Genomic DNA, 15204 nt, shown 5'->3' with positions numbered 1-15204 from the left:
AAAAAGATTAACTAACAATTTATTTAATACGTTTATGCAACTCTTGTACTGAATTGACATTGGTTCTGTCATCAGCTGCGTGAGCCATACATGTTGCAAATGCAGCATTTAACGTTGTCGTATAGTTAACTTTATAACGCAAGGCACCACGTCGAAGTTGACGTGAATCTTCAATCGCCTGTCGTCCTTCGGTCGTGTTGACAATGTAGGTGTATTCATCATTCTTAATACGGTCAAGAATATGAGGGCGACCTTCATGGACTTTATTAACCAAACGAGGATTAATCCCCGCTTCACCTAAGATAACTGCAGTACCGTGGGTTGCATCAATCTCATAACCTAAAGCAATTAACTTAGCCGCTAAGTCGACAACACGTGCCTTATCGCTGTTACGAACAGACAATAATGCGCGGCCAGACTTAGGTACTTCACAAGTCGCACCAAGTTGAGCTTTGGCATAAGCTTCAGCAAATGTGTCACCCACACCCATTACTTCACCCGTTGAGCGCATTTCAGGGCCAAGCAAAGGATCAACACCAGGGAACTTGTTAAAAGGCAATACCACCTCTTTCACAGAGTAATAAGGTGGGATAACTTCTTCGGTGAAGTTCTGTGATTTTAGGCTTTGACCTGCCATCACTCGCGCCGCAATCTTAGCAAGAGGAACCCCTGTTGCCTTAGAGACAAATGGGACTGTTCGTGCAGCACGTGGATTGACTTCAATCATGTAGATCTCATCATCCTTAACGGCAAACTGAACATTCATCAGACCGATAACACCCAACTCCATTGCCAGCTTACCCACCTGCTCGCGCATGCGGTTTTGAACATCATCGCTCAAACTGTATGGTGGGAGTGAACAACCAGAATCACCAGAGTGAACACCTGCTTGCTCGATATGCTCCATGATAGAACCGATAACCACGGTTTCCCCATCACATATCGCATCGATATCAATCTCAATCGCATTATCTAAGAAACGGTCAAGTAGAACTGGAGATGCATTTGATACGCTTACTGCTTCGTTAAAATAACGACGCAAGTCTTGCTCATCATAAACAATTTCCATCGCACGACCACCTAGCACATAAGATGGACGAACAACCAATGGATAACCGATACGCGCAGCTGAAATAACCGCACTTTCAACCGTTGTTACGGTATCATTTTCAGGTTGCTTCATCTCAAGGCGTTGAATCGCTTGCTGGAAGCGTTCACGGTCTTCAGCGCGGTCAATCGCATCAGGACTAGTACCAATAATCGGCACGCCTGCAGCTTCTAATTCACGAGCAAGTTTAAGTGGAGTCTGACCACCGTATTGAACGATAACGCCTTTCGGCTTTTCAATACGCACTATCTCTAGCACATCTTCAAGAGTGACTGGCTCGAAGTAGAGTCTGTCAGAGGTATCGTAATCTGTAGACACTGTCTCTGGATTACAGTTAACCATAATAGTTTCATAACCATCTTCACGAAGCGCTAACGCCGCATGAACACAACAGTAATCAAATTCGATACCTTGGCCGATTCTGTTTGGACCACCACCTAAAATCATGATCTTTTCACGATTTGATGGGTTGGCTTCACATTCCTCTTCATAAGTAGAGTACATATAAGCCGTATCAGTTGAGAATTCAGCAGCACACGTATCGACACGCTTATAAACGGGGAAAATTTCATGTCTGTGACGCAACTTGCGCATCTCTGACTCACTAATCCCAAGCAATAATGACAACCTGATATCAGAGAAACCTTTACGCTTTAACTTACGTAAAAAGTCTTGATTCATGCCTGACATACCAGAATCTTTAACGTCTGATTCAAGCTTAATCAGTTCTTCGATTTGAACCAAGAACCAAGGGTCAATGTTCGTCAACCCAAAGATGTCTTCAACAGATAAGCCTGAGCGGAACGCATCAGCAATGTACCAAATACGGTCAGAACCAGGTTCTTTAAGTTCGTGACGAATACGCGTCATCGCATCCGGCTCATCAATATCGATAATTGGGTCTAAGCCATTCATGCCAACTTCAAGTCCACGAAGCGCTTTTTGAAGCGACTCTTGGAAAGTACGCCCAATCGCCATGACTTCACCCACCGACTTCATCTGAGTCGTAAGTCGGTCATTGGCACCAGCAAACTTCTCAAAGTTAAAGCGTGGAAGTTTGGTCACGACATAATCGATAGCAGGCTCAAATGATGCAGGAGTATTACCGCCAGTGATATCATTTTTAAGCTCATCTAGCGTGTAACCAATGGCTAACTTTGCCGCTATTTTAGCAATCGGGAAACCAGTTGCTTTAGATGCTAATGCCGATGAACGTGATACGCGTGGGTTCATCTCGATGATAACCATACGGCCATCAACAGGATTGATACCAAACTGTACGTTTGAACCACCTGTTTCAACACCAATCTCACGCAATACAGCAAGAGATGCATTACGCATCAACTGATATTCTTTATCAGTCAAAGTTTGCGCTGGTGCAACAGTAATTGAGTCACCTGTGTGGACGCCCATAGGGTCGAAGTTTTCGATAGCACAGACGATGATGCAATTGTCATTGCGATCACGTACCACTTCCATCTCATACTCTTTCCAACCGATCAAAGACTCATCAATAAGCAGTTCGTTTGTCGGTGAGAGATCAAGACCCTGAGAACAGATCTCCTCAAACTCCTCCTTGTTATAGGCGATACCGCCACCGCTGCCACCCATAGTGAATGACGGACGAATAATACAAGGGAACCCAAGCTCAGCGACAACAGCATTTGCCTCTTCCATCGTATGGGCGATACCCGCACGAGGACACTCTAGACCAATTGCCTTCATTGCCTTATCGAAACGGCTACGATCTTCAGCTTTATCAATCGCATCGGCAGTTGCACCGATCATCTCGACATTGAACTCTTTAAGAACGCCTTTGCTCTCTAATTCAAGAGCACAGTTAAGTGCTGTCTGACCGCCCATGGTCGGAAGTATCGCGTCTGGGCGCTCTTTAGCAATAATATTACGAACAACTTCCCAGTGAATAGGTTCGATATAAGTTGCATCGGCCATCTCAGGGTCGGTCATAATCGTTGCTGGATTAGAGTTAACCAAAATAACTCGATAACCCTCTTCGCGCAGTGCTTTACAAGCCTGGGCACCAGAGTAATCAAACTCACATGCTTGACCGATAACAATCGGCCCAGCACCTAGGATAAGAATACTTTTTATATCTGTACGTTTTGGCATTGCTTAAACCTTCTCCCGACTATTTGGCGTTCTGACGATACAATTCAATAAGTTCAATAAAATGATTGAACAAAGGAGCTGCATCATTGGGTCCTGGACTCGCTTCAGGGTGTCCCTGGAAGCTAAATGCAGGCTTATCCGTCAAATGAATACCTTGCAAAGAACCATCAAAGAGTGACTTGTGTGTCACCTTAATGTTGGCTGGCAAGCTAGATTCATCAGCAGCAAAACCGTGGTTTTGACTGGTGATCATCACATTACCTTGTTCGATATTACTTACTGGGTGGTTTGCACCATGATGGCCAAACTTCATCTTCAAGGTCTTAGCACCAGACGCTAACGCTAATAACTGATGACCCAAACAGATCCCAAAGACTGGAATGTCTGTTTTTAAGATCTCTTGAATGGCGGTAATCGCATAATCACATGGTTCAGGATCGCCGGGACCATTTGACAGGAACACACCATCTGGATTCATGGCTAGCACTGTCGATGCTGGTGTTTGAGCGGGAACAACGGTCACATCACAACCACGGTCAACGAGCATACGTAATATATTACGTTTTACACCATAGTCATACGCGACGACTTTATACTTAAGATCTGACTCTGGGGTATCAACAGGCAATCCACCGACTAAACGCCAGCTTCCACTGCGCCATTGATACTGTGTTTCTGTTGTGACTTCTTTGGCTAAATCCATGCCTTTTAGACCTGGGAAAGCTTTTGCTTCAGCAAGCGCCTTAGCCACGTCTTGCTCACCAACTAGGATACACCCAGCTTGTGCGCCTTTTTCTCGTAAAATACGGGTTAACTTACGCGTATCAATATCAGCAATACCCACAATATTATGTGCTTTTAAGTAGTCACTGAGAGATTGTTGATTACGGAAGTTACTAGCAATTAAAGGAAGATCTCGAATAACCAGACCACGTGCATGCACGCTATCAGATTCTTTATCTTCATCATTGGTGCCAGTATTACCAATATGAGGGTAGGTTAGAGTTACAATTTGGCGAGAATATGATGGATCCGTAAGGATCTCTTGGTAACCTGTCATTGAAGTGTTAAAAACCACTTCACCAACAGCATGTCCATCGGCACCAATAGCTGTGCCAGAGAATACAGTTCCATCTTCGAGTACGAGTAAGGCAGACTTTGTCAACGCGACCTCCAAAAAGAGCCAAGCCACTAAAATATAATGTTTTTTCTTGCTTTTAAAATACCAATATCCGTTAAAATACGAAATTTTGACAAATTCGGACAACTATATATGAGTTAGTGCACTTGGTCTATTAATTTAATTTTTAAAATTTGAAAAAAAACCGTCAATTTGACGGTTTAACAAAATAGCTACTTAAGCCCTAAGACTTGCTGCATATCATAAAGACCCGAATCTTGATCAACGAGCCAAGAAGCGGCTCTCATAGCACCATTGGCAAATGTCATTCTGCTGGATGCTTTATGAGTTATTTCGATACGTTCACCGATATCTGCAAACATGGCAGTATGTTCACCGACAATGTCACCGGCACGTATGGTAGAGAAGCCAATGGTTTCACGATCTCGCTCACCCGTTATTCCTTCACGACCATACACAGCACACTTATCAAGATCACGGCCTAAGGTTTCTGCGATCACTTCACCCATTTTAAGTGCTGTGCCTGAGGGGGCATCTTTCTTATGCCTATGATGAGCTTCGATAATTTCAATATCGGAGTAATCTCCCATTACCTCAGCAGCGATCTCAAGCAGTTTCCAAAGCAAGTTAACACCAACAGCCATATTAGGCGCCATCACCACAGGGATTTTTTCAGCATAAGCTGAAATAAGTTCTTTCTGAGAATGATTAAAACCTGTCGTACCAATCACGATGGCTTTGCCATGACGAGCACACCAATCGGTGTGAATTAAGCTGGCCTCGGGAGAAGTAAAATCGATGAGAACATCGAAATCATCAACCGCGAGATCCAAAGAGTCGGTAATAGGAACATTCATTGAGCCAACACCGGCAAGTTCACCCGCATCAACACCAATCAAAGTAGAACCGGCTCGTTCGATAACAGCACCTAAATAAATAATAGGTTGTTGTCTAGCGGCTTCAATAAGAGTACGCCCCATACGGCCACTACCACCAGTGATTGCCACTCTTACTTTTTCACTCATCATAACTTCCTTAAAATAACTCGAACTGTACTGATGCCCTTCGCACTCTAATCTTTGCAAAAAAAAGCCTAAACATTAGCTTAGGCTTTTAATATTACAGAATATCGAGTAACTCGACTTCAAACACGAGTGCCGAGTATGGCGGGATAGATGCGCCAGCTCCACGCTCGCCGTAGGCTAAGTGATGCGGTACATAAAGCTTCCACTTAGATCCAACAGGCATTTGCTGAAGTGCTTCAGTCCAACCAGCGATAACACCAGATACTGGGAATTCTGCAGGCTGATTACGAGCAACTGAACTATCAAACACATCACCATTAATGAATGTGCCGTGGTAATGAGTACGAACTGTCGAATCTAGGCCTGGCTTATCACCAGTTCCTTCGTTAAGAATTTCATACTGTAGGCCTGACTCTAATGTCAAAATGCCATCACGCTTTGCGATGTCAGCAAGGAATGCTTCGCCTTCAGCTGAAGCAGCTTCAGCAGCAGCTTCCTGTACTTTTTGAATACGCTGACTGATCTCTGTAAATGCAACCTGGAGATCTTGCATAGCAACTTGACTCTCTTTACCGTCAAATGCATCAGATAGACCGAGTTGTACAGCTGAGATATCGATACCTTCGAAAGAGTTAGCAGCTAACTGCTCACCAAGTTGACGACCAACGCCGTAACTTGCTTGTGTTTCAATAGTAGTAAACTTGTCAGACATAATGATTCTACTCTCAATTATTCAATTAATTTTCGCGCAGCAGTTTAACATAACCACAATCTAGTTTCTTTAAATGATGTTAATTATTTATCAATTCGACAAGCCTGTTTAAGCTGAGCCTGACTTGCCTTATATAAAGGCACTACCTGAGCCTGCATATTACTCAAATCATCAATTCTGTGGTCATGGGAAGGATGCGTAGAAAGAAGTTCAGGGCTCTGCCCGCCACCTTGTTTAGCCATATTCTGCCAAAGCACCATACTCTGACTCGGATCAAAGCCTGCTCTTGCCATCAACTCAACCCCCATAACATCGGCTTCACTTTCCTGTTCACGACCATAAGGAAGAATAAAGCCCACTTGAGTTCCTAAACCCAGTGCAGCCATATAGAGATCTTTATTGCTCACTCCACCAGCACCGAGTGCCACATCAGCCAGTTGCATCCCCACCCCAGTCATTTGAGAGCGAGAAACTTGCTCATTACTATGATTGGCCAAAACATGTGCCACTTCATGGCCAATGACAGTGGCAAGTTGATCTTCATTTTCAGCCACTTTCAACAATCCCGTATACACCCCAATATGACCACCGGGCAGCGCGAATGCATTAACTTGAGGCGATTCAAATACAACAACATCCCAAGGTAAATTCGATGTAGGCAGTACGCTGGTGATCCGATTAGCCACACAATCCACATAACGATTCAGATTGGCATCTTGGCTCACCTTTTCCTGCTTCTTTATCTGCTCAAACGAACTCGCCCCCATTTGATCTATCTCTTGAGAGGAGAAAAGCAATATCTGATTTCTCCCTGTTGGCGACTCCGTAGCAGCACAGCCCGTTAACGCCAAAGCTGAAACAAATAATACAGGTAGCAATTTCATTGGGTGATAATCCTTTATGTAAATACGTCTAAGTTCTAGGCAATATTCTATCAAACTTTGATTAACTTTTGTGCTGCTGGTTCAGAGAGTATTTCAGGTGCCATGTCTTCGGAATTAAGAGACATCCCTATATAAATCCCCTCCATCGATGTCCCTGTGATCGACTGATTCTAGGTGAAACAGCACATTCTATTTTCTTTGTGAAAACCCTCTCTATATAGGCATCCTTACCACCGAGGATAAATATATCCCTATATAGAAAAGCCCCGTTTGCGTTAGCAATACGGGGCTTTATCAATTCAATTTCGCTGTTGGAAATTAAATTTAGCTATTCAAATCTTGAAAAAACTTCTTCACACCGTCGAAGAAACCTTCAGCCTTAGGGCTGTGCTTCTTAGATGATGAACCAGTTAAGGTCTCATCGAATTCGCGAAGCAGTTCTTTTTGACGATCGTTAAGTTTAACAGGCGTCTCCATCACAACCTTACACAGCAAATCACCAACAGCATGGCTTCGTACAGACTTAACGCCTTTGCCGCGCATGCGGAACATACGTCCTGTTTGTGTTTCTGCTGGGATCTTAAGGTTCACTTTACCGTCAAGTGTAGGTACTTCAATCTCACCACCAAGGGCAGCTTTACCGAATGAAATTGGCACTTCACAATACAAGTTATTACCGTCACGGACAAAAATAGCATGCTCACGCACACTAACTTGTACATAAAGATCACCTGGAGGTGCACCAAACTCGCCCGCTTCACCTTCGCCAGAGAGACGAATGCGATCGCCGTTATCAACCCCAGCAGGGATCTTAACTGATAGCGTTTTGCTTTTCTCAACGCGACCTTCACCATGACAACTATTACATGGATCTTTAATGATTTTACCGCGACCATGACAGGTAGGACAGGCTTGCTGAACAGCAAAGAAGCCTTGACGCATCTGAACTTGGCCTTGACCGTGACACGTGCCACAAGTCGTAGGAGTTGTGCCTTTCTTAGCACCGCTACCATCACATGTATCACAGGTTGTCAGTTTTGGAATGCGCAGTTCTTTGGTTAGCCCTTTAACCGCTTCTTCAAGAGACAGCTCTAAGTTGTAACGCAGGTCGCTGCCACGAGCAGCTTGACGCTGTCCACCGCCACGACGGCCACCACCAAAGATGTCGCCGAACACATCACCGAATACATCACCGAAGTCAGCATTGCCGCCGCCATGACCACGATTAGGATCAACACCAGCATGACCAAATTGATCATAGGCTGCTTTCTTATCACTGTCGGTCAAAATTTCGTAGGCTTCTTTCACCTCTTTGAAATTGGCTTCAGCTTGTTTGTCACCAGGATTGCGATCCGGATGGAATTTCATGGCCAGACGCTTATACGCCTTTTTTATTTCACGTTCGCTAGCGTCACGCTCGACGCTTAATATTTCGTAATAATCTCGCTTTGACATAATCTCACGCTTTTTTGCTGAAGTTACCGCTAATCACTTAGCTTATCATGTGACAACGGGCGTTAGAGTTTCCCCTAACGCCCGTGCTCTATAATATAGGGGTTAGCCTCTATTATTTCTTGTCATCTTTTACTTCTTCAAACTCAGCATCAACAACATCTTCTTCTGGCTTTTCAGCTTTCGCTTCACCTTCAGGAGCTTGCTCTGTTTGAGCTTTAGCTTGAGCAATTTCCATCAACTTAGCAGAAGCTTCCATTAGCTCTTGAGTTGACTTATCGATTGCTTCTTTGTCTTTACCTTTAGTAGCGGTATCAACAGCAGCCATCGCAGCTTCAATCTTTTCTTTGTCTTCAGCTGGTAATGCATCACCGGCTTCTTCAATCTGCTTCTTAGTCGAGTGAACCATGCCATCAGCTTGGTTACGTGCTACGACTAGCTCTTCGAACTTAGCATCTTCGTCAGCATGTGCTTCAGCATCACGAACCATTGCTTCAACTTCTTCATCACTTAAACCTGAAGAGGCTTTAATGGTGATGTTCTGCGCTTTACCGGTTTTCTTATCGGTTGCAGAAACATGCAAGATACCATCAGCATCGATATCGAAAGAAACTTCGACTTGTGGCATGCCACGTGGAGCTGGCTCGATACCTTCTAGGTTGAATTGACCTAGAGACTTGTTACCGCTTGACTGCTTACGCTCACCTTGAAGTACGTGAATGGTTACCGCACTTTGGTTGTCGTCTGCTGTCGAGAATGTTTGGCTAGCTTTAGTCGGGATAGTGGTGTTCTTCTCGATAAGCTTAGTCATTACGCTACCCATAGTCTCAATACCTAGAGACAGAGGCGTAACGTCTAGTAAAAGTACATCTTTCACGTCACCAGAAAGTACACCAGCTTGAACTGCTGCACCGATTGCAACTGCTTCATCAGGGTTAACGTCTTGACGTAACTCTTTTCCGAAGAAAGCAGAAACTTCAGCACGTACTTTAGGCATACGAGTCTGACCACCAACAAGAATCACTTCGTTGATATCTGAAACACTTAGGTCAGCATCAGCAAGCGCTACTTTTAGAGGCTCTAGAGTACGAGTGATCAAGTCTTCAACCAAAGACTCAAGCTTGGCACGAGTGATCTTAACCACTAAGTGCTTAGGACCTGATGCATCTGCAGTGATGTATGGTAAGTTCACTTCAGTTTGAGTTGTGCTTGAAAGTTCAATCTTCGCTTTTTCAGCCGCTTCTTTTAGACGCTGCATAGCCAAAGGATCTTTACGTAAGTTCATGCCTTGTTCTTTTTCGAACTCATCAGCAAGATACTTAATCATACGGTTATCAAAATCTTCACCACCTAAGTGGGTATCACCGTTAGTAGCAAGTACTTCAAACGTCTGCTCGCCATCTACGCTGTCGATTTCAATGATAGAGATATCAAATGTACCACCACCTAAATCGTATACTGCAACGATATTATCGCCTTGCTTCTTATCGATACCATAAGCAAGTGCTGCTGCTGTAGGCTCGTTGATAATACGCTTAACTTCTAGACCAGCAATACGGCCAGCATCTTTAGTTGCTTGACGCTGTGAATCGTTGAAGTATGCAGGAACAGTAATCACTGCTTCAGTTACTTCTTCGCCTAGGAAGTCTTCTGCTGTCTTCTTCATCTTTTTAAGGATTTCAGCAGAAACTTGTGGCGGAGCCATCTTTTTATCGTGAGCTTCAACCCATGCATCACCGTTATCAGCGCCGATGATTTTGAATGGCATGATGTCAACATCACGCTGAACTTCGTCATCTTTAAAGCGACGACCGATAAGACGCTTAATCGCGAAGAAAGTGTTAGTTGGGTTTGTAACAGCCTGACGCTTTGCTGGTTGACCCACTAATATCTCGTCACCGGTGTAAGCGATGATTGAAGGAGTCGTACGATCGCCCTCGGCATTTTCCAATACACGTGCTACGCCGCCATCTAGTACAGCTACGCAAGAGTTAGTTGTGCCTAAATCGATACCAATAATTTTACCCATTGTGGTGCTCCTGAAATCTTTTCTATATAAAAGCTAATTTTGTCATCTGATGGAGATATGGGGACGGACGAAACTAATTTCAAGCTAAACTTTTATTGCTTTGCTTAAAGCGTTAGCACTAGGTCCAAAGTGTCTCAATATCTTTCCTTACACCCTATATTGGGTCTTGGGTAACGATTACAAGGGGGGAAATACAAAAAAGAAATAAACCCTCATTTTTTTGATCTTTGGCGCACTATCAAAATCTGGATACCGTATAATGCATGCAATTAAGAAGTGTAGTCGGTTGAATCAGGTTTTTAGATAAAACTACAACTCGCTATTTAGTCGTCTCTTGTGAGTAATAAAAATTGAAACCATCTAATCAGGCTTATGTTTACGGCATTGGTGCGGTATGCCTATGGTCAACCGTTGCCACCGCATTTAAACTTGCACTGGAACACTTCACTCCTTTACAGCTAGTATTGGTCGCTGTCGTCACTTCGATCTTTGCTCTCGGCATCATTCTTGTTGCACAGCGAAAACTCCATCTAATTAAGACGCAGTTTATTCAACGCCCCTATTTCTACCTGCAGACAGGATTAATTAATCCTTTCCTCTATTACCTTGTGCTCTTTAAGGCCTATGATCTGCTGCCCGCACAACAGGCACTGTCGCTCAATTATACTTGGGCCATATTGCTGCCCCTGCTCTCTGTTCCAATGCTGGCTCAGAAACTCCGTAAAAGTGACATGGTGGCAGCCATTGTCGCCTACTTTGGTGTTTTCGTTATCGCAACCAATGGCAATCTCACTGGATTTTCATTTGAAAGTGGCACCGGGGTCATCTTAGCGCTTACCAGTACCTTACTCTGGTCTCTCTACTGGATCATCAATACCAAAGATAAAGGGGATCCTGTTGTCAGCCTACTATTGAGTTTCTTAGTGGGGTTTCCCTTTATACTTGGCACACTATTATTCACCCAAACGCTGCCAAGCTGGAATCTGCAAGCTTTTGCCGCTGGTGTTTATGTGGGGTTATTCGAAATGGGGGTTACCTTCGTGCTCTGGTTAATCGCACTTAAAAAAGCAGAGCGCACCGCAAGTATCAGTACCATGGCCTTTATGTCGCCAGTCATGAGCATAGGTTTTATTGCTTGGATTTTACAAGAAGAGATAGCCCGTTCCACTTACGTTGGTTTAGGTCTTATCTTGATGGCACTAGCACTGCAGCAGTTACTGCCATTACTGAACAGAATAAAGCTAAAGAGTGGAACACCTCATTCTCATTAGTGAAGCTTCTGAATTTCTGATACAAAAAAGCCCATCAATATGGGCTTATGTGTTCGCAAACCTCGTGTTTAAGCTGAGCGTTAAAAGTGTTCAACGTCAATTTGGCCAACACCAACATTAACACTCAACTCACCAAAACCGCTGCTGTCTTCATCATGATAAGCTTGTCTGACAAAGTTACGTTCAATAGCTAGCGCGTGGCCACCATCTTCAACAGTTACTTCACCGACACCAGATTCAAGCGAAACAGAGCTATAGATAATGCTATGTTTTATTTGTGCATGACCAACACCCAAGTCAATATCAACATCGCTTTCCATGTTAGTGACTTCAACTTGCCCCACACCAACATTAAGGTTGACCGCAGCCTGGCGGGGTAGGTAGATTTTCCACTCCTGCTTAATATCATCTTGCTCGTTTAATTTTAGCGTAATCCGTTTAGATTCCAGATCGACATCGAATTCGACATCATCAAGTTCTGAACTGCTCCAGAGTGAAAACCAGCTACTATCGGCGTTAGAAACCACCACTTCAACTCGAATCTCTTGTTCATCAGTCGCAAACACCTCCGCAGATCCGACATCCATATCTAATAACACTTGCTGACCATTGTAACCAAAGGTCTGGCTCAAGCTTCTATCTGCATCCGCCTGAACTGGCGTAATAGCCAAAGTAGAGAATGCTGCAGAGATCACTAGCATGCTGCTAAGCGTTGCTGTGGTTATTTTTTTTATGAGCATGTTCATAAAGGCCATCCTGTCATTGAAATCCTGATATGGATTTAATAAAGCAAAATACAGGCCAACAATAATAAGGTTACACTTCAGCCACTTATGTAAATCCATTTATAAAATCAAAGTCACTCTCCTATATTTTGGTCAATTTTACTCATGCTTGGTTAGATTAATACGAGCTTGCTAATCGCAAAGATAAACCTGCTGCAGAGTCTTCGTTTACCAAGGTTTTTAGATAGGGTTAATCACAAAGAAAACAGGATAAATCAAGGACTCCGAATAGAGACTTATACTTTCAGGCAGTATCTGAATTCTTTAGCTAAGCTTAATTTACGTCAATTTCTCAAGCTAAATCAATCAGTCAATTAAGCTTGTTTTGAGCGTACTTAAATTGAACACATATTAACCCTTACATGTACCGCAATTGCTATTCAAAGTACACATGGAGATACACGATGTTTGGAACGATTAGACTTAAGTTAATTACAGCTATCATTTTTCTTTTGTTGCTCTTATCTGGTACTGCAGGTGTCGGTTTATTCTATGTCTATGAGCTTGATAACAACATTAAGCGATTAAGTGAAGATATTACACCAACCATTGAAAGCACTGACGACATGATCGCATCATTATGGGAAAGAGGAAAAATTGCCAATGAGATAATGGCTTCTGAAGATATCAGTGAAATTACTGAATTGTTCACTTTTATCGCCCCATTAAATGGCGTATATACAAGCTCTTATGAAGAACTAGAAAAACTACTCGATCCTTCAGAGAAAGAGATAGCCAATGAAGCGGTGGCAGCCAACAAGGAACTGCAAATTGATACCAAGAAAATGTACCAATCTCATTACTTAGAGTTAGAGTTTGAGTTGAAAGCAAAACAATTACTTAATGAGTTTGATGGCTTGGGTGGTGTACTCATCACTTCACTAGATGAATTTGCTATTGAGAATGAAGCTGAAATGGCCAAGGCTGAAGACCGAGGCGACATACTGGCTGAATCAGGAACAGCAACCGCAAGCGATGTTAATGATGTGTTAGGTGAGCTTTTTGAACGCGATTACCCTGTGGTAGAAGCGGCATTAAAGTTACAGCGTTATATTATTGAAATGCAAGATACTGCAGGAGAGTATCTTGCTGAAGAGGAGCCTAGCAACCTTCCTGCCATCTGAGAGAACTTTGATGTCTTAGCTGAAAAAGTCGAAAGTCATATGACAATATTGTTTGACTTAGCTGAGAGTGAAGAAGACAAACAAGATGCCAAAGATCTTAAATATAACTTTGTTCAATGGCAGGCCCTTGCTCTAAATGATGAAAAACTTTTTGATACCTACCGAGAGCAGCTCCGTTATGAAGCGGAGGCAGATGACTATACTAACCACCTTGAAATATCGATATCAAAAGCTGATGCATTATTAGAACAGTTAACTGCAGCAGCTGATACCCTTGCAGACTTAGCAAATGACGAGGCTGAAGTGGCGCTTAAAACAGCGGTGACTACCGTTGGTGTAGTTTGGTTAACTGCACTCGTATTTGGCTTTGTTACCATCATTGCCCTTATTAAAGCAATCATCATCCCCGTTGATAACCTAGTGAATAGACTCAAAGATATCGCAGAAGGTGAAGGCGATTTGACCCAAAGAGTCGACGAAGACGGTAAAGATGAACTGGCTGCACTCGGTGTTGAGTTCAACCTGTTTGTAGTGAAAATCCAATCTTTAATTTCACAAATAAGCACCGAATCAAATGGCCTTGATAACTCCATTGTCTCTATCAGTGATATAAGCGAGAAGGTGTGTGAACGGGTCAATATGCAAAGCAAGGAAGTCCAACAAGTGGTTTCATATATTGCTCAAGTCAATGATGCCGCAGAGAGTATCTCCAGTAATGCACAAAACTGTTCTGGTGCATCAAAAGATGCAAACAATGACAGTGAAGCGGTACGTACAACCGTTCAGCAAGCTATCAGCTCTATCGGCGAACTCGCTGGACACATTGACGACAGTTCAAATGTCATCAATGAATTAAATAAAGAAGTTGATAACATTGCTTCTGTTCTTGATGTTATTCAAGCCATTGCTGAACAAACTAACTTACTTGCACTCAATGCCGCGATTGAAGCAGCGAGAGCCGGCGAGCAAGGACGAGGTTTTGCCGTCGTCGCCGATGAAGTTCGTACTCTGGCTTCACGGACCCAGAACTGCACCAATGAAATTCAAACCATGATTCAGAACCTCCAAAAAGGAGCGAGTGCAGCAGTGACCTCAATGTCGAGATCCAAAGAAGGTGGTGAGGAAACGGTAACCATTGCTAATCAAGCTGGAGTCGCACTCGATAGAGTATCAATGGCTATCACAAACCTAAACCAATTGAATGAGCAGATTGCTACAGCCGCAGAGGAACAAAGATCAATAGTAAACTCAGCAACAAAGTCTGTGAGTCATGTGAAAACGGTCGTTGAAGAAAGCTTGAATGCCTCGATAGAAAATCAAGAGAATACTGTACACATGAGTAAGTCTGTCGATAGGTTAAATGGCTTGGTTAAACAGTTTAAGGTGTAGGCCTATTGTTCTAAAAAACTGATGCCTTTACGAGAATTTGTCACTTAAGGAATAATGCCATTAATGCAGCAGTATTAATGGCATTTTATTATCTAGCCCCTCTGAATATAGACACATGACAGACCCTGCTTCACGCGTTGCCCCCCCCCTCCAA

At 43.3% G+C, this 15204-nt stretch carries 11 protein-coding genes; 3 read left to right on the top strand and 8 right to left on the bottom strand.

All coding sequences use genetic code 11. The features are described from left to right. Nucleotides 1–19 precede the first annotated feature (19 nt). The 7 genes from carB to dnaK all read right to left on the bottom strand — a co-directional run bounded on the left by carB (nt 20) and on the right by dnaK (nt 10481). The gene (gene carB / locus FN961_RS11770) at nt 20–3238 is read right to left on the bottom strand and encodes a carbamoyl-phosphate synthase large subunit (RefSeq protein WP_144040370.1); all 3219 of its coding nucleotides are present in this window, start codon (nt 3236–3238) and stop codon (nt 20–22) included. A 19-nt stretch (nt 3239–3257) separates the two neighbouring features. Next, nucleotides 3258–4415: a glutamine-hydrolyzing carbamoyl-phosphate synthase small subunit gene (gene carA, locus FN961_RS11765; protein ID WP_144040369.1), complete on the bottom strand. Its 1158-nt coding sequence runs from the start codon at nt 4413–4415 to the stop codon at nt 3258–3260. Nucleotides 4416–4591: 176 nt separating this feature from the next. Then, complete coding sequence (gene dapB, locus FN961_RS11760; RefSeq protein WP_144040368.1) at nt 4592–5404, bottom strand: 4-hydroxy-tetrahydrodipicolinate reductase; 813 nt, start codon at nt 5402–5404, stop codon at nt 4592–4594. A gap of 94 nt (nt 5405–5498) precedes the next feature. Beyond that, entirely contained in the window at nt 5499–6116 is a 618-nt protein-coding gene (gene bamJ, locus FN961_RS11755) for a BamJ family beta-barrel-assembly machinery protein (RefSeq protein ID WP_144040367.1), read from the bottom strand. Nucleotides 6117–6199: 83 nt separating this feature from the next. Further along, on the bottom strand, nt 6200–7000 hold the full coding sequence (locus FN961_RS11750) for a M48 family metallopeptidase (RefSeq protein ID WP_144040366.1): 801 nt from the start codon (nt 6998–7000) through the stop codon (nt 6200–6202). A 324-nt stretch (nt 7001–7324) separates the two neighbouring features. Then, nucleotides 7325–8455, bottom strand: coding sequence for a molecular chaperone DnaJ (gene dnaJ, locus FN961_RS11745; protein ID WP_144040365.1), 1131 nt, complete (start codon nt 8453–8455; stop codon nt 7325–7327). A gap of 112 nt (nt 8456–8567) precedes the next feature. Then, on the bottom strand, nt 8568–10481 hold the full coding sequence (gene dnaK, locus FN961_RS11740) for a molecular chaperone DnaK (RefSeq protein ID WP_144040364.1): 1914 nt from the start codon (nt 10479–10481) through the stop codon (nt 8568–8570). Nucleotides 10482–10831: 350 nt separating this feature from the next. Between dnaK and FN961_RS11735 the strand changes: the two genes are divergently transcribed. Beyond that, entirely contained in the window at nt 10832–11752 is a 921-nt protein-coding gene (locus FN961_RS11735; RefSeq protein WP_144040363.1) for a DMT family transporter, read from the top strand. A gap of 80 nt (nt 11753–11832) precedes the next feature. Here the strand turns inward: FN961_RS11735 and FN961_RS11730 are convergent, their stop codons facing one another. Beyond that, a complete protein-coding gene (locus FN961_RS11730) occupies nt 11833–12498 on the bottom strand; it encodes a hypothetical protein (RefSeq protein ID WP_144040362.1) in 666 nt (221 codons plus the stop codon). 443 nt (nt 12499–12941) lie between these two features. Here FN961_RS11730 and FN961_RS11725 point away from each other — a divergent pair, with 443 nt between their 5' ends. Further along, on the top strand, nt 12942–13661 hold the full coding sequence (locus FN961_RS11725) for an MCP four helix bundle domain-containing protein (protein ID WP_185972779.1): 720 nt from the start codon (nt 12942–12944) through the stop codon (nt 13659–13661). A 39-nt stretch (nt 13662–13700) separates the two neighbouring features. Then, a complete protein-coding gene (locus FN961_RS11720; RefSeq protein ID WP_144040360.1) occupies nt 13701–15050 on the top strand; it encodes a methyl-accepting chemotaxis protein in 1350 nt (449 codons plus the stop codon). Nucleotides 15051–15204: the final 154 nt, after the last annotated feature.

This window comes from Shewanella hanedai (assembly GCF_007197645.1).
Taxonomy (GTDB): domain Bacteria; phylum Pseudomonadota; class Gammaproteobacteria; order Enterobacterales; family Shewanellaceae; genus Shewanella; species Shewanella hanedai.
The sequence above is the reverse complement of the archived record's forward strand: the minus strand, read 5'-3'. Positions and strand labels throughout refer to the sequence as shown.